This window comes from Streptosporangium carneum (genome assembly GCF_027922005.1).
GTDB classification, from domain to species: Bacteria; Actinomycetota; Actinomycetes; order Streptosporangiales; family Streptosporangiaceae; genus Streptosporangium; species Streptosporangium carneum.
This window is the reverse complement of the sequence record NZ_BSEV01000002.1, coordinates 23,950-42,713: the sequence shown is the minus strand read 5'-3', so window position 1 is coordinate 42,713 and position 18,764 is coordinate 23,950. Positions and strand designations below refer to the sequence as shown.

Annotated in this window: 20 protein-coding genes; 12 read left to right on the top strand and 8 right to left on the bottom strand. The window is 71.1% G+C overall.

Translation table 11 applies throughout. The annotated features are described in order from the left end of the window. Window positions 1-38 precede the first annotated feature (38 nt). Window positions 39-623 carry a hypothetical protein gene (locus tag PKF00_RS06220; RefSeq protein WP_271216400.1) on the top strand — a complete coding sequence of 195 codons (585 nt, stop codon included), beginning with the start codon at window positions 39-41 and terminating at the stop codon, window positions 621-623. Window positions 624-634: 11 nt separating this feature from the next. Here the strand turns inward: PKF00_RS06220 and PKF00_RS06215 are convergent, their stop codons facing one another. From PKF00_RS06215 to PKF00_RS06205, 3 genes are read right to left on the bottom strand one after another with little or no spacing between them, the layout of a single operon-like run. Continuing rightward, window positions 635-1,594, bottom strand: a complete 960-nt coding sequence (locus PKF00_RS06215; RefSeq protein WP_271216399.1) for a DUF998 domain-containing protein — start codon at window positions 1,592-1,594, stop codon at window positions 635-637. 56 nt (window positions 1,595-1,650) lie between these two features. Continuing rightward, entirely contained in the window at window positions 1,651-2,853 is a 1,203-nt protein-coding gene (locus PKF00_RS06210; RefSeq protein WP_271216398.1) for a glycosyltransferase, read from the bottom strand. Window positions 2,854-2,878: 25 nt separating this feature from the next. Next, window positions 2,879-3,697, bottom strand: a complete 819-nt coding sequence (locus PKF00_RS06205; protein WP_271216397.1) for a DMT family transporter — start codon at window positions 3,695-3,697, stop codon at window positions 2,879-2,881. Between the two features lie 211 nt (window positions 3,698-3,908). Between PKF00_RS06205 and PKF00_RS06200 the strand changes: the two genes are divergently transcribed. Continuing rightward, entirely contained in the window at window positions 3,909-4,310 is a 402-nt protein-coding gene (locus PKF00_RS06200; RefSeq protein WP_271216396.1) for a lipocalin-like domain-containing protein, read from the top strand. A gap of 13 nt (window positions 4,311-4,323) precedes the next feature. Here the strand turns inward: PKF00_RS06200 and PKF00_RS06195 are convergent, their stop codons facing one another. Then, on the bottom strand, window positions 4,324-4,953 hold the full coding sequence (locus PKF00_RS06195; RefSeq protein ID WP_271216395.1) for a DedA family protein: 630 nt from the start codon (window positions 4,951-4,953) through the stop codon (window positions 4,324-4,326). A gap of 254 nt (window positions 4,954-5,207) precedes the next feature. Here PKF00_RS06195 and PKF00_RS06190 point away from each other — a divergent pair, with 254 nt between their 5' ends. Together PKF00_RS06190 and PKF00_RS06185 are read left to right on the top strand one after the other, a co-directional pair. After that, window positions 5,208-6,515, top strand: coding sequence for a sensor histidine kinase (locus PKF00_RS06190; protein WP_271216394.1), 1,308 nt, complete (start codon window positions 5,208-5,210; stop codon window positions 6,513-6,515). Then, on the top strand, window positions 6,512-7,162 hold the full coding sequence (locus PKF00_RS06185; RefSeq protein WP_271216393.1) for a response regulator: 651 nt from the start codon (window positions 6,512-6,514) through the stop codon (window positions 7,160-7,162). The genes PKF00_RS06190 and PKF00_RS06185 overlap by 4 nt, the downstream gene beginning before the upstream one ends. A 41-nt stretch (window positions 7,163-7,203) precedes the next feature. Here the strand turns inward: PKF00_RS06185 and PKF00_RS06180 are convergent, their stop codons facing one another. Beyond that, on the bottom strand, window positions 7,204-7,677 hold the full coding sequence (locus PKF00_RS06180) for a TspO/MBR family protein (RefSeq protein ID WP_271216392.1): 474 nt from the start codon (window positions 7,675-7,677) through the stop codon (window positions 7,204-7,206). 118 nt (window positions 7,678-7,795) lie between these two features. On the opposite strand from PKF00_RS06180, the gene PKF00_RS06175 reads away from it, so the two are divergent. Further along, window positions 7,796-8,782, top strand: a complete 987-nt coding sequence (locus PKF00_RS06175) for a hypothetical protein (protein WP_271216391.1) — start codon at window positions 7,796-7,798, stop codon at window positions 8,780-8,782. A 12-nt stretch (window positions 8,783-8,794) separates the two neighbouring features. On the opposite strand, the gene PKF00_RS06170 is transcribed toward PKF00_RS06175, so the two are convergent. Beyond that, the gene (locus tag PKF00_RS06170; RefSeq protein WP_271216390.1) at window positions 8,795-9,442 is read right to left on the bottom strand and encodes a VC0807 family protein; all 648 of its coding nucleotides are present in this window, start codon (window positions 9,440-9,442) and stop codon (window positions 8,795-8,797) included. A 427-nt stretch (window positions 9,443-9,869) separates the two neighbouring features. Here PKF00_RS06170 and PKF00_RS06165 point away from each other — a divergent pair, with 427 nt between their 5' ends. After that, the gene (locus PKF00_RS06165; RefSeq protein ID WP_271216389.1) at window positions 9,870-10,220 is read left to right on the top strand and encodes a luciferase domain-containing protein; all 351 of its coding nucleotides are present in this window, start codon (window positions 9,870-9,872) and stop codon (window positions 10,218-10,220) included. Here the strand turns inward: PKF00_RS06165 and leuE are convergent. After that, entirely contained in the window at window positions 10,177-10,827 is a 651-nt protein-coding gene (gene leuE / locus PKF00_RS06160) for a leucine efflux protein LeuE (protein ID WP_271217022.1), read from the bottom strand. The two genes, PKF00_RS06165 and leuE, sit on opposite strands and share 44 nt — an antisense overlap. A gap of 155 nt (window positions 10,828-10,982) precedes the next feature. On the opposite strand from leuE, the gene PKF00_RS06155 reads away from it, so the two are divergent. Both PKF00_RS06155 and PKF00_RS06150 read left to right on the top strand, forming a co-directional pair. After that, window positions 10,983-11,117: a hypothetical protein gene (locus PKF00_RS06155; protein WP_271216388.1), complete on the top strand. Its 135-nt coding sequence runs from the start codon at window positions 10,983-10,985 to the stop codon at window positions 11,115-11,117. Next, on the top strand, window positions 11,117-12,247 hold the full coding sequence (locus tag PKF00_RS06150; protein WP_271216387.1) for a YeiH family protein: 1,131 nt from the start codon (window positions 11,117-11,119) through the stop codon (window positions 12,245-12,247). Before PKF00_RS06155 ends, PKF00_RS06150 begins: the two co-directional genes overlap by 1 nt. A 235-nt stretch (window positions 12,248-12,482) precedes the next feature. On the opposite strand, the gene PKF00_RS06145 is transcribed toward PKF00_RS06150, so the two are convergent. Then, window positions 12,483-12,956 carry an Lrp/AsnC family transcriptional regulator gene (locus PKF00_RS06145; protein ID WP_271216386.1) on the bottom strand — a complete coding sequence of 158 codons (474 nt, stop codon included), beginning with the start codon at window positions 12,954-12,956 and terminating at the stop codon, window positions 12,483-12,485. 136 nt (window positions 12,957-13,092) lie between these two features. Here PKF00_RS06145 and PKF00_RS06140 point away from each other — a divergent pair, with 136 nt between their 5' ends. The 4 genes from PKF00_RS06140 (at window position 13,093) to PKF00_RS06125 (ending at window position 18,715) form a co-directional block, all read left to right on the top strand. Further along, a complete protein-coding gene (locus PKF00_RS06140) occupies window positions 13,093-13,764 on the top strand; it encodes a nitroreductase family protein (protein WP_271216385.1) in 672 nt (223 codons plus the stop codon). A 378-nt stretch (window positions 13,765-14,142) separates the two neighbouring features. Next, entirely contained in the window at window positions 14,143-14,592 is a 450-nt protein-coding gene (locus PKF00_RS06135) for a hypothetical protein (RefSeq protein ID WP_271216384.1), read from the top strand. Window positions 14,593-14,743: 151 nt separating this feature from the next. Then, entirely contained in the window at window positions 14,744-16,588 is a 1,845-nt protein-coding gene (locus PKF00_RS06130; protein ID WP_271216383.1) for a cellulose binding domain-containing protein, read from the top strand. A gap of 315 nt (window positions 16,589-16,903) precedes the next feature. Further along, on the top strand, window positions 16,904-18,715 hold the full coding sequence (locus tag PKF00_RS06125; RefSeq protein ID WP_271216382.1) for a cellulose binding domain-containing protein: 1,812 nt from the start codon (window positions 16,904-16,906) through the stop codon (window positions 18,713-18,715). The last annotated feature ends 49 nt before the right edge of the window (window positions 18,716-18,764 follow it).

The window sequence follows — 18,764 nt, the reverse complement described above, 5'->3', positions numbered from 1 at the left end:
CACCGGTGATCGCCCGACGATCACGAGAGGTGAGGACGATGAGAGCACTGGGCTGGGCCGGAGTGGGCGTGGGCACGGCGATGACGCTGGTCGGCCTGTACGGCATGGCCGTTGTCCCGACCACTGAGTTCCACCTGCCGACCTGGGCGGTTCCCGTCTTCATCGTCGGGCTCCTGCTGGACGTCGGCGCCTCGTCGCTGCTGTTCCACGTCTCCTTCAACCGGATGTGGGACCGTTCCCTGCAGGCGGTCCTCCCCGGGGCGGAGGGCGGCATGGGCGGGTTCCTGTCCGCGGTGAGCAGGCTGAGCGGTGAGGACGACCTGCTGGTCGCGGGCCTGCCAGGCAGGGCCGACATCCTGGCGATGACCGACACGGGCATGTCCGTCAACGACTGCCCCGTCGTCCGGTTCCGGCTCGCGGTCAGGGCGGGGGAGGCGGAGCCGTACGTCGTCGACCACCGCCAGACGCTGCCGAGGCTGCTGGTCGGCGCGGTGCTCCCCGGCAGGGGCGTGTCGGTGCGCGTCGACCCGGCGGACCCCGGACGGCTCACCGTCGACTGGGCTCGGGGCGTGGACGTGCCCGCCCCGAGCGCCGGTGACGGGCAGCCGGGTCCCTCGCTCTGAACGGCGCCCGCTCAGGCGGGGCCCATGCCCATCGGCAGGGAGGAGGCGGAAACGTCATCGATGGGCGTCTTCGAGGACCGGGTGACGCCGGTGAACATGGCGGGCGTCGCCGCGCCCCCGGCGGGCCGCCCCCCGGCGTCGCGGTGGAAGAGGAGGACCCTGTCCCCGCGGCCCTCGCCGCCCCCTCGGATCCCGCGGTTCAGGGTCAGGGCCGCGAGGAGGACCAGGGCCGTGTCCGAGAGGACGAGCAGGCGTTGGACCAGCCCGTAGTAGTCGGGGCCGTCGATCAGGGGCGAGACCAGTGAGCCGGGATGGGCGGCCAGGAACGTCGCGAGCAGCGCGACCGACAGCGCGCTGACGGCCGTCAGCGCCGGGCTCCCGAACCGCCTGCCGAGCATCCAGCCCGCGCAGGGCAGCGCGGTGAAGACCACGGCCGCCGACCAGCGGTGGATCTCCCCGCCCGCCGAGACGACGTCCGGCGCCGCGTCCGTGGTGAAGGCCGCGGTGAGCAGCAGCCCCAGCGCTCCGGCGAGAAACAGCACGCGGGCGGCGGCGCTGCGTGCCGGGTCGACCCGTGCCAGGCCGTAGGCGACCCACACCGAGCCCATGGCGAGCGTGATCGTCCCGCAGATCATCGCGAGCGCGCTGCCGTCGAGCAGGGCGTAGTCGCTGATGAGGGTTCTCATCGGGTCCACCAGGCCCCCGGCGGCCAGGTGGGCGTAGGCGGTCGCGGCGACGGCGAGCAGCGCCCCGGCCACTCCCGGCCAGCGCCACACGGCGTCCCCGCCCGCGAAGCCCCCGTCCGCGCCTGCCCTGCCCGCCACAGCCCTGCCCGCCCCGCCCATGCTCGCCACACCTGTGCCCGCCACACCTGTGCCCGCCACACCTGTGCCCGCCACACCTGTGCTCGCCACGCCCCCGCCTGGCGCGCCTCCGGCCAGAGCGTTTCCGATCACCGGGCTTTCGTTCACGTTTCCTCCACCCGCAGAGCTTCCGTTGACGGCGTCTCTGCCCGCGGAGCCCGGGTTCACCGCGCCACTTCCTGATAGATCGCCTCGAAACGGGCGAGGGACGACTGGTGGTCGTGGGTCAGCGCGATCGCGCGGCTCGCCGCGCCCATGGTGACGCGCGTCTGCGGGGAACCGAGCAGGTCGCTCAGGTGACGGGCGAGCCCCCGCACGTCACCGGGAGTGAACAGCCTGCCGTTCTCGCCGGGCCGTACGAGGTGGGGCAGCGCCATCGCGTCCGCCGCCACCACCGGCAGGCCGGTGGCCATGGCCTCGAGCGTCGCGATGCTCTGCAACTCCGCGACGCTGGGCATGGCGAACACGTCGGCCGCGGCGTAGACCTGCGGGATCGCCTCGTCGGGCACGAACCCGAGGAAGATCACGCGCTCGCCCACCCCGATCCGGTGCGCCAGCCTCTCCAGCGCGGCCCGCTGCCCTCCGGTGCCGACCAGTGCGACCTGCGCGTCCGTCTCGTTGAGGACGTACGGCAGGGCCCTGATGAGCTCGTCCAGCCTCTTCTCCTCGTCAAGCCGCCCCACGAACAGCACGGTGTCCCGGTCGGGCAGGTCGAAGGCCTTGCGCGCCCACGCCCTGGGCTCCGCGTGCGGGTGGAACCGTTCGAGGTCGATGCCGCACGAGACCGCCTCGACCGTGCGGGTGAAACGCCTGCCGGTCAGCAGCCCGGCGGCGATCCTGGTCGGCGTGGTCACCCGGTCGACCCGGGAGAAGATCCGGTTGAAGTCCCGCCACGCCAGGCGGGCCGCCCGCTCACGCAGCGGGCCCGGGACGTGCGCGAACTGGAAGAGGTTGTCCGGCATGAAGTGGTTGGTCGCGACCACGGGCACGCCGCCGCGCCGGGCCGCCGAGATCGCGGCCCTGCCGATCACGAAGTGCCCCTGGACGTGGACCACGTCGGGGGCGACCGCGTCCACCAGCCGGTCGAGGCGGGCCGGCACGGAGAAACGCATGGTCGGGTGCACCAGCAGCGGCGCGGAGCGTAACCGGTGCACGGTCACTCCGTCCATCTGGTGGGTCCTCGCGGGTCCCTCGTCCGACGCGCAGACCACGTGGACCTCGTTGCCGCGCTCGGCCAGGCCGCAGGCCAGCCGGTAGGTGAAGTAGGCGGTGCCGTTCACGTCCGGAGGGTAGGTGTCGGTGGCTATCAGAACCCGCCTCGGTCGGACGGCGGGGAGAGCGGGGGCGAGCATCGGTGCTGCTGACATGGCCATCGTTACTCCGTTCGTCTGGCTATCGGATGTGGGGGGACAGCGGAGTGGTGCGTGCCAGCGCGACGGTGCCCCCGGCGGTGAGCGCGGCCGCGGCCAGCGCGGTCAGCGTGCTCGCCACACCGGTCGGCAGAGGTTCGCCGAGCAGCAGGGCTCCGAATGCGACAGCGGTGAGAGGGTCGGCCACCTGGAGGGCCGCGAAGGCGACGCCGAAGTGGCCGACGGCGTAGGCGCGCTGCAGCAGTGCCAGCGCGATCAGGGCGGGCAGCGGGACGGCGAGCAGGAACCAGAACTCCCAGTTCCCGTAGACCAGGACCCTGGTGAGCGTGGCGGTCGCGCCGTACAGCACCCCGGCCGCCAGGGCGAGCAGCACCGCGCGCCCGGCGGGCGGGGCCTGCCGGGCGGCGACCCACAGGGCGAGGGCGACGGTGGCCGCCCCCGCGAGCAGGGTCACCGCCCCTCCGGTGCTGAGACGCGGATCGCCGGTGTGCTGGGGCACGACCGTCACCAGGCCGATGAGCCCGACGGCGATCACGGCCGCGGCGGCGAGCTCACCGGGCCTGGGCCTGCGACGCCCGAGAGCGGCGGCGCAGGGGAGGGCGAACAGCAGGCTGGCCACGCCCATCGGCTGGACGATCGTGAGCGGGCCGTACCTCAGGGCGAGGACGTGCAGCGCGGTGCCGACCCCGATGGCGAGGCCGCCGAGCAGCCATCGGGGACGCCTGGCGAGGTGACGCAGGGTGGGCCGTCCCGCACTCACCGCTTCGGACTGTTGCAGTGCGGCCCCGAGTGCGAAGAACAGCGATCCCAGCAATGCCAGGCCGGCGGCCAAAACGGTCATGCGCACTCCTTCCATAGCAGATGAAGACATGGCGAGATGGCCGATACGCCTCAAGGAGGCGTCCGATTGAGGTCTTCCGGAGGACCACTGGCAGCGTCCCGTGACGCGGGCCCCGAAACCATCGGGGTTCTCCCTGACTCGCAGGGGAATTCCCCGGGATCCGGATCGGGGCTGTTGACCCGCTGGCTTCGCTTATCGTAGTTTCGCGGGCATGGATCTGGTCGGAGCCTGGCGCCTGGTCGAGTGGCGGATCACCCGTTCCGGCGGGCGGGCCTCCCACCCCTTCGGCCGCGACGCGGTCGGCCTGCTCTGCTACACCGCCGACGGCCACATGAGCGTGACCGTCGCGCGTGCGCGCCGTCCGCCGCTGCCCGGAGCCGACCCCCGCCAGGCGCCCCCGGAGGCGCGGGCGGAGGCGTTCGCGTCGTTCTTCTGCTACTCCGGCCGCTACGAGGTCCGCGAGGGTTACGTGGCCCATGACATCGAGATGGCGCTCAACCCGGCCTTCACCGGCACGACCCAGATCCGCGAGATGAACTTCGACGGCGACCGGCTCATCCTCGCCGCCCCCGAGGGGGGCAGATGGCACACCCTGATCTGGCGGAGAGGATGAAAGGCGCCTCCGGTCAGTCGCGGACCTTGACGGCGGCGGGCCGGGGCTCCTCCGCGGTACGGCGACGTCGCACGTGACGGACGATCTCGACCACCGCGGTGATCGACAGGGCGATGCCGAGACCGAGCAGCAGGCCCTTGATCGGGTCGTTCTCGAAGGCCGCGCCGCCCACGTAGCCGATCAGCCCCGAGTAGATCGCCCACGAGACGGCGGCGACGGCGTCGAAGAAGGCGAACGAGCGGCGGGGGTAGGCGACGGCTCCCATGGTGATGGTGCAGGCCGTCCTGCCCGCGGGGATGTAGCGGGCCACGACCAGGACCAGCCCGCCCCGCTCGGCCAGGGCCTTCTCGGCCCAGGCCATCGCCTTGCCGCTGCGCCTGCCGTTGCGCAGCCGGTTGTTGGTGGTCCGTCCGATGGCGTACGAGACGTGGTCGCCGACGAACGCGCCGAGCGCCGCCACCGCGATCACCAGCGCGAGGTTGGGGGCGCCGGTCGAGGCGGCGAACACGCCCGCCGTGATGACGGACGTCTCGGCGGGCACGATGGGAAAGAACCCGTCGAGCATCGCCAGCGCGAACAGCGCCAGATAGATCCAGGGTGAGGACATCGCCTGATGGACGACGTCGAGGATGGCCTGCGTCACAGCCGTGCTCCTGTAGGTGTGGGGGACTGCTCACAGCACGGTGCCGAGCTGTCGGTCTCCGGACATCCGGGGGCTCCCCGGAGTTTTCGGGGCGTGTCCCTGAGGTGGCTCAGGGATCCTTCGCATCGACCATAGGAATCGGCCACGGCCTCGCACATCCCGCGTTCGGCCGCTTCGACCCCCTACTTTCGTCAGGGGAGGCCCCCTCCTTGAGGGCGAGCCGCGCCACCGGGGCCGCCCTGTAACGTCATGGGGTGACGAGGTGGATCCAACGCCCGGGCGGCGGCGACGCCCTCCGCGACCTGCTGCTCTGGGCCGTGCTCTGCCTGCCCGCCGTCCTGGCCCCCGCCGTCCCGTTCTGGTGGGAGCCCGCCGCGGACACGGTGCGGCTCCTCGTCGCGGCCGCCGGGGCGGTCGTGCTGGCGGTGGCCGTGCCGATGAGCAGGCGGGTCCCCCTGGCGGCGGCGCTGCTCGCCCTGGCGGCGGGGGCGTGGAGCGTCCACGACGGGCTGGCCACGAGCGCCCTGTGGGGAGACCGGCTGATCAAGGTGGGGCCGCTCAACGGGTTCACCCTCGCGACCGTCGTGCTCGCCTACCTGGCGGGACGCAGGTCGGCGAGCTCCAGGCCCGCCGTGCTCGTCTTCGCCGCGATCCTCGCCGTGGCCGCGGTCGCCGTCCCCGTCCTGTCGTACGGCCTCGGCCGGGACGACGCGGTCAGGGAGCTCTGGATCCCCGCGCTGTCCGGCGTCCTGCTGTCCGCGGCACTGCCGTGGACGGTCGGCAGGCTGGTACGACAGCGCGCCGAGCAGCGCGACCGCGAGCGGCGTCTGGTCATGAGCCAGGCGCGGCTCCGCGAGCGCAACCGCATCGCCCAGGACATGCACGACTCCCTCGGCCACGACCTCGCGCTCATCGCGCTGCGGGCCGGCGCCCTCGAGGTCGCCCCCGACCTGCCGGAACGGCACCGCGGAGCCGCGGGGGAGCTGCGCGCGGCCGCCGCGGAGACCACCGAACGCCTCCGTGAGATCATCGGCGTCCTCAGGGAGGGGGAACCGGCGTCGCTCGCCCCCGCGGGAGAGAGCGTCGCGGAGATCGTCGGCAGGGCGAGAGGCTCGGGGGTGCCCGTCGAGCTGCGCGGTGAGGGAAGGCTGCGGGACCGCACGGCGTGCCGGGTCGTCCAGGAGGCGCTGACCAACGCCACCAAGCACGCCCCGGGTTCCCCGGTGACGGTGGAGGTGCTCGAGACCACCGCCGCGATCACGGTGAACGTCGTCAACCGGGCGTCCGAGACGCCGTCGGATCGTCCGCGCGGCGGTGGCCTCGGGCTTGGCCTGGTGGGCCTGCACGAGCGGGTACGGCTCGCGGGCGGCACCCTGGAGGCGGGCCCGGAGGGCGGCGGCTTCCGGGTCGCGGTCAGGCTTCCCCGGCAGGGGCCCGCCCGCGAGGCGGGAGCAGGAGGCCCTGAGGACGGGGGGTTCCCCAAAAAGACGGGGCGTCCGCCGGGCGGGGTGACGCCTTCCGACGACGAGCGGATGTTCTTCAGCGAGGACGGAGCACGATGATCCGGGTGTTGCTGGCCGACGACGAGGCCATGATCAGGGCCGGGGTGCGGGCCATCCTGGACGCCGACCCGCAGATCGAGGTCGTCGCCGAGGCGGGGGACGGGCGGCAGGCGGTCGACCTGAGCCTCGGCCACCGTCCGGACGTCGTCCTGCTCGACATCCGCATGCCCAGGATGGACGGGCTCGCGGCGCTCGTGGAGCTGCGCCGTCTCGTGCCCGGGGCCGGCGTGCTGATGCTGACCACCTTCGGCGAGGACGACCACATCGCCAGGGCGCTCGGCCAGGGGGCGAGCGGATTCCTGCTCAAGTCAGGGGATCCCAGGGAGCTGCTGGCCGGGGTCCACGCCGTCGCGGAGGGCGCGGCCTACCTGTCGCCGCATGTGGCTCGGTGGGTCATCGCCGAGTTCGGCGACGGCAGGGCGATGAAGGCGGCGGCCGCCCGCGAGCAGGTCGCCGCGCTCACGCCGAGGGAGCGCGACGTGCTGGCCCTGGTCGGCGAGGGACTGTCGAACGCGCAGATCGCCCGCCGCCTGCACCTGGTGGAGGGGACCGTCAAGGCCCACGTGAGCACGATCCTCACCCGCCTCGGGGCGCGCAACCGGGTCCAGGTCGCGATCCTGGCCCACGAGGCGGGGCTGCTCGACTAGGCCCTGTCCCGCCACGGGGGCCGCCGCGGCGGGACAGGGACCTAGTTCAGCAGCCAGACGGCGAGGTTCAGCGAGCCCGCGTAGGTCACCCACGCCAGGTACGGCGCCAGCAGCCAGGCGGCCGGGCGGCTGATCGGCCGGAACATGACGATCGTGGCCACGATCGTCCCCCAGAGCACCACGATCTCGGCGAAGGCCAGGCCGTACCGGTCGGCTCCGAAGAACAGCGGGGTCCAGGCGGCGTTGAGCACGAGCTGGGCGGCGTAGACGCCGAGCGCGGGGGTCCAGCCGCGCGCCGACCAGGCGAGCCAGCCGGAGACGGCGATCATGATGTAGAGCACCGTCCACGCCGGGCCGAACAGCCACTGCGGCGGGGCCCACGGGGGACGCTCCAGCGCGAGGTACTCGCGGCCCGCGTCCATCGCCGCGAGCGATCCGACGGCCGCGACCAGCACCAGTGCGACGACGAAGACGGGCAGCCCCGCCCAGCGTTTCGGTTGTCCAGCGATGACCATGAGTCCTCCCTGCCCTCTTCTTCGCGCCGTAGGCACGCGGCGGTTTCCCCCATGTGGGGGAGACGGATCACCGCCGGGCGGGAGGAGCGGCGGGCGCGCGCCGTGGAGGGTCGGGGACATGACGGAAACCATCCGGACGACGGACGAGGCCCGGGGCGCGGCCCTGCGGCTCACGGCGACCTCGGTCGCCCTCGCGGGCATGCTCCCGTACCTCACCATCAAGATCATCTGGCTGGCCGGCGGCACGCTCGGCGTCGACGACCCCGCACGGTTCGGAGGCGGCGCCTTCTTCGCCCTCAACCTTCTCACCTTCGCCATGGACGCCGTGGGAGCGGTGATCGTGCTGGCCTTCGTCATGCCCTGGGGACGCGGGATCCCGGCCGGGATGATCCTGCCGCCCGTGTGGCTCGGCACCGGCCTGCTGATCCCGATCGCGGTTCAGGCGCCGCTCGCCGTCCTGGCCGGCCTGCTCTCCGGGGCCCCGCTCACCGCCCCGGGCAGTCCGGTGGCGGGGTGGGTCTACGCCGTCGTCTACACCGGCTTCACCTGCCAGGCGCTGGGGCTCACCGCGGCTTTCCTGTCGCACGCGCGCCGTCGCTGGCCCGGTGTGTTCACCCGTCGGATCTCGGACGGCCCGGCGAGCCGGACGCGGGAGCTTCAGGTGTTCGTCGCCGGAGGGGTGGCGGTTGTCGCCGCGGTCCTGGCGGCCGTCAACCTGAGCTGGCTGCTCGGCTCGACCCTCGGGCTCCCCGAGGACGCGGTCGCGGCGAGATCCGTCGTCTTCCACCTGCGCGCGGCCACGAACACGCTGGCGCCGATCGCCGCCGCGACCGGCCTGCTGACGGTCGTCCTCGGCCGTTCCGCACGGCCGCTCAGGGGACCGGTCGCCTTCGCCTGGCTCGGTTCCGGGGTCATGTTCGGCGGGTCGCTGTGGGAGATGATCGTCATGCTGACGCCGGGCGCGTTCGGCTCCGGTGGCGTCGGCGACGTCGGCCTGCTCGGCCTGGTGGCGCTGTTCACCCTGCTGACCGGTCTCGTCGCGGCCATGACCGGCGCCTTCGCCCTGGTCGAACGGGAGCGCCGGGCGGACCCCCGAACCCCCTGACCTCGCGCCGGGTCAGGCGGTCAGGGCGGCGGGGGCGGGGTCGTGGTGCAGGCGGCGCAGGACACGCCGGAAGGCGTAGACGGAGACGGCCGCCGCCAGGCCGCTGATCAGCGCCACGACCGAGGTGCGGACCAGCAGGTAGGTGCCGATCGACTGGTGGAGCAGCAGCCAGATGCTCACCGAGGAGTTGGCCAGCAGCACGAAGGCCCACAGCAGGGTGATCCTGGCGAAGAACCGCCTGACGCGCTCGTGCCTCAGCACCGCGGAGGGCAGGTGGATGTAGTCGAGGGTCAGCTTCTGCGCCAGGGGACGGTTCAGCCGGACCGAGGCCAGGAAGGCCACGCTGATGCAGATCGTGCCCAGCTCGGGCTGGAGGAAGTAGACCACCGCGCTTCCGGTCCACAGCCCGAGCAGCGCCCTGACGGTGATCGCGATGGCTGCCAGGATCATCGTTCCCGGCACCGGGACCCGCCGGACCAGCCGCCATCCCACTCCCGCGTAGACCCAGCTCACCGCCGCGATCAGTGCCCCGTTCAGGCCGAGGACCGCCAGCGCGGCGTAGAAGACGGCCAGGGGGGCGACCACGCCTTCGAGAAGTTTGGGCACCGCCTGCCGTATCAGGGCGGTGAGGCGGGGGAGGGCGACGGGTGCATGACTCATGACGCTCCACGGGACGGTGGAATGACCGGCGCTGAGGATCCGCGCCTACCCAGGCAGAGGACTACCAGACTTGTCGGGTTTGTCGTATTGGCTTACGGGAGAGCTACTCCGGCGTGGACCGGCCACTTACCGTACCCGAACCAAACGCATGCCTTCGCTATACCTGCCGACGCGGCATGACCGTCGTGCGGCCGAAAGCGGGCGGCCTGACCCGGCTCGTCCCGTGGCCGCCGCGCGCCGGGCGGACGCCCGCCACGGGCTCCCGCGGGCACGGCGCAGCGCCGTCGCGGGCCGAAAGACCAAGGATCGTGGGAACGGTGTAACGGTTCGGAAACAGCAGCTTTCCCGATGAGGGCGGGTCCGCGACGATTCGAACATGGCAGTGCGCGCGCACACGTTTGGGCGGTCGACCGAGGGTGTCGCGAATGTGGCGGCTCAGCTCATCGGCTGGCCGGACCTGGCGTTGAAACGTACCCGCAAAGGCCTGGGCTTCCGGGCCAGGGGCCGGGAGATCGTCAGGATGAGGGGGGACCACACCGCCGAACTGCTGCTCACCACAGCCGTGATCGACAGGTGGGCCCGGGTGCTCACCGACTGCAGGCGGGTCACCCCCGGCAGGGACGCCGGGTGGGTGACCATGGCCATCGACGGCAGGGCCGACGCCGAGCTGTTCCTCTCGCTCGTCAGCGTGGCGATCAAGGTGAACCAGCCGCGGGACCGGTCGCCTTTCCCGGTCAGCCGAGCGTCGCGGTGGCCAGACGTGCGCCGAAGCCGATGAACAGCGCGCCGACCCCGGTGGTCAGCCCGGCCGACAGCTTGCGGCGTGCCCGGAACTGGGCGGCGAGGAAGGTGCCGCCGAAGATCAGCATGGACAGGTAGAGCACGCTGAACAGCTGGCAGATGGCGCCCAGGATCAGGAACGACAGCGCGGGCGCGCCGTAGGCCGGGTCGACGAACTGGATGAAGAACGAGATGAAGAACAGGATCGCCTTCGGGTTCATCAGGCTGATCACCAGCGCCTTGCGGAGGGGGTTCTCCGCGGTGCGCTGTGGCGCGGGGGCGGCCTGTACGGCGTCGGGCGAGCGCCACGAGCGCCAGGCCCCGCGGAGCATCTGGAACCCGATCCACGCCAGGTAGGCCGCTCCGGCGTACTTCACGACGTTGAACAGGACCGGTGTCGACTTCAGGAGCGAGGCGACTCCGGCCGCCGCGAGCACCATCAGGACGGTGTCGCCGATGAAGACTCCCGCCGCGGCGCGGTATCCCTGCCGTACCCCGCGCTGCGCGGCGGTCGCGAGCACGTAGAGAGAGTTCGGGCCGGGCAGCAGGACGATGAAGAAGGCGCCGAGGACATAGGTCCATATATCGGTGATGCCGAAGAACATAGCGGTGCTCCATGGGGTGTTACCGGACGCGTCCACGCTACTCCTCGCAGGAGACTCTCCCATCCGCCGGCAAAGAGCGTATTTACCTTTAATTCCGATCTGCTTACCATGGAAATGCTCGGGGGGCGCCGCAGGACGACGAGTGAGGTCGTGAGATGAGCGAGACAGATCCCCCCACGGAGACAGAGGGCCGGACGGCGGTCAGCGAGGACTGGGCGGCCACGGTCGTCGGCCTGGTGCTGCTGGCACTGGTCCTCACCGGCGTGATCCCCGTCGGGCTGGTGCCCTGATGAGCGCCGAGGAGAGAAGGGACGTCACGGTGACGGCCGCGGCGCGGCCGGGTCCCGGCGCCGGATGGGCGCTGCTCGGGGTCCTCGTCGTCCTGCTGCTGGCCGCGGCGACCCGCTACCTGGACCAGAACGTCCCCGCCCTGCTCAAGGGCACCGCGCTCGAGGGCGTCGCCGCCGCGATCGAGTATCCGGTCTACGCCGTCGTCATCGGCCTGGTGGGCAACGCCGTGCTCACCGCGGCCGGGCTGCGCGACCGCCTCGCGGGCGGCTTCAGGACCGAGTTCTTCATCAAGACGGGCCTGGTCCTGCTGGGCGCCTCGATCAACCTGAAGGTGATCGCCACGGCCGCGGGGCCCGCGATCGTCCAGGCGATCGTGCTGATCACCACGGTGTTCCTGTTCACCTGGTGGCTCGGCGGCAGGCTCGGCCTCGAGGACAGGCTCCGCGCGCTGCTGTCGGCCGCGGTGTCGATCTGCGGGGTGAGCGCCGCCATCGCCGCGGCGGGCGCCGTACAGGCCAAGCGCGAGCAACTCGCCTACAGCGCGAGCCTGGTCATCGCCTTCGCGCTGCCGTCGATCTTCATCCTGCCCTGGCTGGCCGGCGTGTTCGGGCTGGAGGGCGCGGTGGCCGGGGCGTGGATCGGCGGCAACATCGACACCACCGCGGCGGTCACCGCGGCCGGCGCGATCGTCGGAGACGACGCCCTGGCGGTCGCCAGCATCGTGAAGGTCACCCAGAACGCCCTGATCGGCATCGTGACCATCGCGCTGACCGCCTACTTCGCCTTCAGGGTCGAGCGCCGCGCGGACGCGAAGCGCCCCGGCCCCGGCGAGTTCTGGCGTCGCTTCCCCAAGTTCGTGCTCGGCTTCGTCGCGGCCTCCGTGGTGGCCACCTGGTGGCTGACCACGGTGACCCCGGCCGAGGGCAAGGCGACCATCGGCGAGGTCAACGATCTGAGGGCCTGGTTCCTGACGCTGGCGTTCGTCAGCATCGGCCTGGAGTTCAGGGTGGCCTCGCTCAAGGAGGCCGGTTGGCGTCCGGTGGGGGTCTTCGCCGCCGCGACCGTGGTCAACGTGGTCGTCGCCCTCGGGCTCGCCCTCCTGCTGTTCGGCGGTTTCGCCGTCACCTGAGACCGGGGGCCGGTGCGGCAGGCCGTGCCGGCCCGCCGTTCGTCTCGTCGTAGTGCTCCCTGGCCCGGTCGATGTCGTCGAGATGCTCGTGCGCCCACAGGACCAGGGAGGAGACGGTCTCCTTGAGCGTCTCGCCCAGCGGGGTGAGTGCGGAGGTGGCGGGGCCGGGCCCCGGCGGTCACGGTGACGGGACGCGAGGACGGGGTACGAACACGGCGAAGGCCGGCGGACGCGGTCAGAGGTTGTCGGCCAGGGGCTGCACCCGGTGCGGGACCACCGTGGACAACGTGATCACCGTGCTGCTGCGCCGTACTCCGGGAATGGCGAGAGTCTGGTCGATGATCTGCTGGATGTGCTCGTGGTCGCGGCCCACGATCCGGCACCAGACGTCGCCGGGACCGGTGACGATGTGGGCCTCCAGGACCTCGGGGATCGCCTCGAGGGCGGCGGAGATCTCGGCGCGGGAGACCTGTTCGACCTCGAGCGTGGTGAACGCCTGCACGGGGTGGCCCAGAGCGCGGGGGGAGAGGTTGGGGCCGAAGTCGGTGATCACGCCGTCGGCGACCATCCGGTCGAGGCGGGCCTGGACGGTGCCCCTGGCGACGCCGAGAAGGCGGGCGATCTCTAGCAGGCCGGTCCTGGGACGTTCTCTGATCAGGTGGAGCACCCTGCGGTCGAGCTCGTCCAGCCCGTTCCTCCGAGCTGCCAATCTGTTCACCTCCGGAGTGCGGCTCGTGCCCGGCACTGACGATCTGGCAGTGAAGCGGCAGGTGTGTTGCCCAGCCTGGAGCCGTGACTCAGACTACGCCTGCATATATGGCACATATGGCAACGATGGAGGCGAAATGGCACGGGAGCATTCACACCCATTCATTCCATACCGGCCCGCGCGCTATCCCGAGGCCGAGATGGTCGAGCGGGGACAGCGGTTCTACGAACACATGGACCTGCGCAGAAGCGTGCGCTTCTTCAGTGACGAGCCCGTGCCGCGCGAATGCGTCGAGTTGGCGATCAGGACCGCGAACACCGCGCCCTCGGGAGCCCATCAGCAGCCCTGGAAGTTCATCGTCATCGGCGACCTCGAGACCAGGAAGCGGATCAGGGAGGCGGCCGAGGTCGAGGAACGGCAGAACTACGAGGGCGGGCGGCTCACCCCCGAGTGGCGCGAGGCCCTGGCCCACCTGGAGACCACCTCCGACAAGAGCTACCTCGAAACCGTGCCGTGGCTGGTGGTCTGCTTCGCGGAGAAGTACGGCGTGCGCCCCGACGGCGCCCGGGTCAAGCACTACTACGTCAACGAGAGCGTGGGCATCGCCTGCGGGTTCTTCATCGCGGCCCTGCACGCGATGGGCCTGTCCACCCTCACCCACACGCCGAACCCGATGGCCTTCCTGACCGAGATCTGCGAACGCCCGGGCAACGAACGGCCCTACATCCTGTTCCCGATCGGCTACGCGGCCCACGACGCCGAGGTCCCCGACCTGGCCCGCAAACCGCTCTCCCAGGTGCTGGGTTAGCAGTGTCCGTGGCGACGCCCGCGACGCATGGTGCGTCGCGGGCGTCGTCATGAACGGATTTTGGAACGTGCCTAGCTGGATCGTTGAATCCTGGAGCTTTTGGGCCTTGTGGCGAATCTCTGTCAAGGCTACGATCGCGACAACTCTTAGGAAACTTTCCTAAAAGAAATGAGGAAGCGAGGTCCCGATGGTGCGCCCCCCGCCATCTTGAGCGATCGCGAGCTGCGAGAACGTGAAGACGGAAGTCGTCACCACGTGAAGGTCCGAGCGTTCGGACGCCTCCACCCCCCAGGTTCCCCCTTCATGGGAGCGATCATGCGGCGTACTCTTCCCTTACTCGTTCTGACTGAGTTTGCAAGCCCCTTGTCCGAGGTGTCCGTGCCTGACGACGTCGTCGCCACGGCCGCTCTCACCGCGTCTTCCGACCGGAGGCCGGGGCTCAGGATCAGGTACGCCCTCAAGAATGCCACCATCGCGGTTCCGGCGGGCCGGAAAGCTGAATTCGACCTCTCGGCGGACACCGTCGTCGGGTCCTTTCCGCACGTCGTGCCGACTCACAGCGGGCGGCACCTCACCCGCGCCATCGCGGGCCGCAACGACGCGGCCGCACTCACCACTCCGGGCGGCTCGCACGCGTCCGCAGGAGCCGATGCCACCACCGATCAGGCCCTGCCGCGGCGAGAGTTCCCCACCCGGTCAGACGCGCCGCCGGTCACCGCCGGCGGGACCGACCACATAGAGACAGGCACCCCGTCCGGAGCGACGAGCGGGGAGACGAACTGCGACGTCGCCTCCTCCGCCACCGCCCCGGACAACGGCCTGCGCTGAACCACGGCGCGGTCCCGGCCTTCCTGCGGCCCCGGGAACGCGCCCTACCCGCCGTACGGCTCGCACCCCGCCTCCTCGCCGCCTGCAGAGGAGCACCCCCCAAAGGGGCGCGAGCCGTACGGCCACCCCCCACCGAATGCATGAGGTCAACGTGAGATTTCGCGTCATAGCTCGATCGCTCGTCGCCGCGGCGGCCCTGGCCGTCGCGGCCACGGCGGTCGCGTCACCCGCCCAGGCCGCCTCGGCCACCGCCACCTTCTCCAAGGTCGGCGACTGGGGTTCGGGCTTCGAGGGCAGATACACGATCAAGAACGACAGCGGTGCGGCCCTGAGCAGCTGGAAGGTGGAGTTCGACCTTCCCACGGGGATCAACGTCGGCTCCTTCTGGGACGCCACACTGACCAAGAGCGGCCAGCACTTCACCTTCAGCAACGTCGGCTGGAACGGCAGCGTCCCGGCGGGCGGCAGCGTGACGTTCGGCTTCCTCGGCACGCCGGGCGGGGCCAACTCCCTTCCGCTGAACTGCAAGCTCAACGGCGCCGACTGCGGCGGCGGCAGCAGCGAGACCGTGCCGGGCAAGCCGGGCGCGCTGACCGCGACGGGCGGCCGGAACGGCATCGCCCTGTCGTGGGGCGCCGCGAGCGGCACCGTGACCGGCTACAAGGTGTACGAGGGCACGACCCTGCGGGCCACGGTCACCGGCACCTCGACCGTCATCTCCGGCCTGGGCGACTGCGAGCCGCACACCTACACCGTCGTGGCCTACAACGCGGCCGGTGAGGGCGCGAAGAGCGACCCGGCCAGCGCCACCACGAACAACTGCACCAACGGACTCCCCAACAAGGTGGGCGGGCTCACCGCGACCGGCGGCGCCAACGGCGTCGCGCTGTCGTGGACCGACGTCACCGGCCCGATCAGCGGGTACAAGGTCTACGAGGGCACGACGCTGAAGGCGACCGTCACCGGCACCTCGACGACGATCTCCGGTCTGGGCGACTGCGAGCTGCACACCTACACCGTCGCGGCCTACAACCCGGCCGGCGAGGGGCCGAAGAGCGACCCGGCCGGCGCCACCACGACCGGCTGCACCACCACCCCGCTGCCCAAGCACTTCCTCACCGGTTACTGGCACAACTTCGACAACCCGGCCGTCGAGCTCAAGCTGGCCTCGGTGCCCAGGGAGTACGACCTGGTCGCCGTCTCCTTCGGTGAGGCCTCCTCGACCGCGGGCGAGGTCGTCTTCGGCATCGACCCGGGCCTGTCGACCTCCCTGGGCGGCTACACCGACGCCCAGTTCAAGGCCGACGTGCAGACCCTCCACTCGCGCGGCCAGAAGGTCATCCTCTCGGTCGGCGGCGAGAAGGGCCGCGTCCAGGTCGCCAGCGCCGCCGCGGCGACCAAGTTCGCCGACACGGTCTACGCCCTGATGCAGAACTACGGCTTCGACGGCGTCGACATCGACCTGGAGAACGGCCTCAACTCCACCTACATGGGCCAGGCCCTGCGGTCGCTGCGCGCCAAGGCGGGCGCCGGCCTGATCATCACGATGGCTCCGCAGACGATCGACATGCAGTCGACGGGCGCTGAGTACTTCAAGCTCGCGCTGAACATCAAGGACATCCTCACCGTCGTCCACACCCAGTACTACAACTCCGGCTCCATGCTCGGCTGCGACAAGATGGCCGCCTACTCCCAGGGCACGGTCAACTTCATGACCGCGCTGGCCTGCATCCAGACGGAGAACGGCCTGCGTCCCGACCAGGTGGCCCTCGGCCTGCCCGCAGGACCGGGTGCGGCGGGTGGCGGCATCGTCGCCCCGTCCCTGGTGAACCAGGCGCTGACCTGCCTGGCCACCAAGACCAACTGCGGCAGCTTCGTGCCGCCGAACGCGTACCCGGGGATCCGGGGCGCCATGACCTGGTCGATCAACTGGGACGCCAGCAACAACTGGAACTTCTCCAAGACCGTCAAGCCGCACCTCGCGACCCTCCCGTAGGGCGGCGCCCCTTCTCAGGGGAGACAGACATGCGTCATCAGCGCATCCGGCGACACGGGCCCAGATCACCTACTGGGCCGTGCCGCAGGGACCTCGCGGGGCCGCCCACCGGCGGCCGACCGTGACCGTCCCCACCCCCGTGGTGTGACCTCGGAGAACGGCGGCATCGCTCAGGCCGCCCTGGAGCTCACCAGGACCGTCACGGGACCACGGCCGGTACGGCCCGCGCCTCCTGCCCCCGGGGCGCGGGCCCTACCTCAGCGACACCCCCCGAACATCGAGCCTCGCTTCGCAGCTTTTCCCAGTGGAGAGAAAATGCGACCTTTACGTATCCTCGTCGCGGCCGCGCTGGCCGCGTCGGGTGTACTGCTCGCCAGCGCACCGGCCCACGCGGCCGGGGTGACGGCGACCTTCACCAAGACCTCCAGCTGGGGGTCCGCCTTCGAAGGCAAGTACACGATCAAGAACGACAGCGGCGCGGCCCTGAACAGCTGGAAGGTCGAGTTCGACCTGCCCGCGGGCGGCAACGTCAGCTCCGCCTGGGACGCCAGCCTGACCAAGAGCGGCACCCACTTCACGCTGAGCAACGTCGGCTGGAACGGCAACCTCCCGGCGGGGGGCAGCGTGAGCTTCGGCTTCATCGCCTCGCCCGCCGCGGCGACTCCGTCCAACTGCAAGGTCAACGGCGCGGACTGCGGCGGCGGCCCGGTCGAGCAGGTCCCCGGCACGCCGGGCGTCCCGCTGGTGACCGCGACCACGAACTCCACGATCTCGCTGTCGTGGGGCGCGTCGACCGGCACGGTGACCGGCTACCGCGTCTACGAGGGCACGACCCTCAAGGCGACCGTCACCGGCACGTCGGCGACGATCTCCGGGCTCGGCACCTGTGAGGCGCACAGCTACACGGTCAAGGCCTACAACGGCACCGGTGAGTCGCCCGCCAGCGGCTCGGTCAGCGGCACCACCACGGGCTGCACCAGCGGCACCCCCGGCGTCCCGGCCAACGTGGTGGTCAGCGGCAGCACGAACTCCTCGATCTCGCTGTCGTGGGGCGCGTCGACCGGCACGGTCGCCGGCTACCGCGTCTACGAGGGCACGACCGCCAAGGCGACCGTCACCGGCACCTCGGCGACGATCTCCGGGCTCGGCACCTGTGAGGCGCACACCTACACGGTCAAGGCCTACAACGACCAGGGCGAGTCGGCCGCCAGCGCCGCGGTCAGCGGCACCACCACCGGCTGCCCGCAGACCCAGAAGATGGCGGGCGCGCCGTACTACTACACCGGCTGGGGCGACCCGCCGAACATCACCACCGTGATGAACGCCACCGGCATCAAGTCGTTCACGATGGCCTTCATCCTCGCCCAGAACGGCTGCAACCCGGCGTGGGACGGCCAGCGTCCGCTGACCGGCGGCGCCGACCAGGCCGCGATCAACGCGGTCAAGGCCGCGGGCGGCAACGTCCAGATCTCCTTCGGCGGCTGGAGCGGCAACAAGCTCGGCCCGAACTGCTCCACCCCTGAGGCCTTCGCGGGCGCGGTGCAGAAGGTCATCAACGCGGTCGGCCCGGCCGTCGTCGACTTCGACATCGAGAACACCGACGAGTTCGAGAACTACACCGTCCAGGACCGCATCCTCAACGGCCTCAAGATCGTCAAGGCCGCCAACCCCAACGTCAAGATCGTGGTGACCTTCGGCACCGCGACCAGCGGCCCCACCTCGCACGGTGTCCGCCTGATCAACCGGGCCAAGGAACTGGCCGTGCCGATCGACAACTACACGATCATGCCGTTCGACTTCAGCGGCGGCGCGAACATGTACCAGAGCACGGTCAACGCGGCCGAGGGCCTGAAGGCCAGGCTGAAGACCGCCAACGGCTGGACCGACGCCGAGGCCTACGCCCACATGGGCATCTCCGGCATGAACGGCCTGTCCGACCAGCAGGAGGTGACCAGCCCGGCGACCTGGCAGCAGATCACCGACTACGCCAAGTCCAAGGGCCTGACCCGCCTGGCGTTCTGGTCCGTCAACCGTGACCGCCCCTGCCCCGGCGGCGGCGTCCAGGAGAACTGCAGCGGCGTCGCGCAGGCCGACTGGGAGTTCACCAAGATCACGGCTGGTTTCTAGCCGGACGCGGCCCGCACCCCGTGCACCGGGTGCGGGCCGTGTCCCCGTG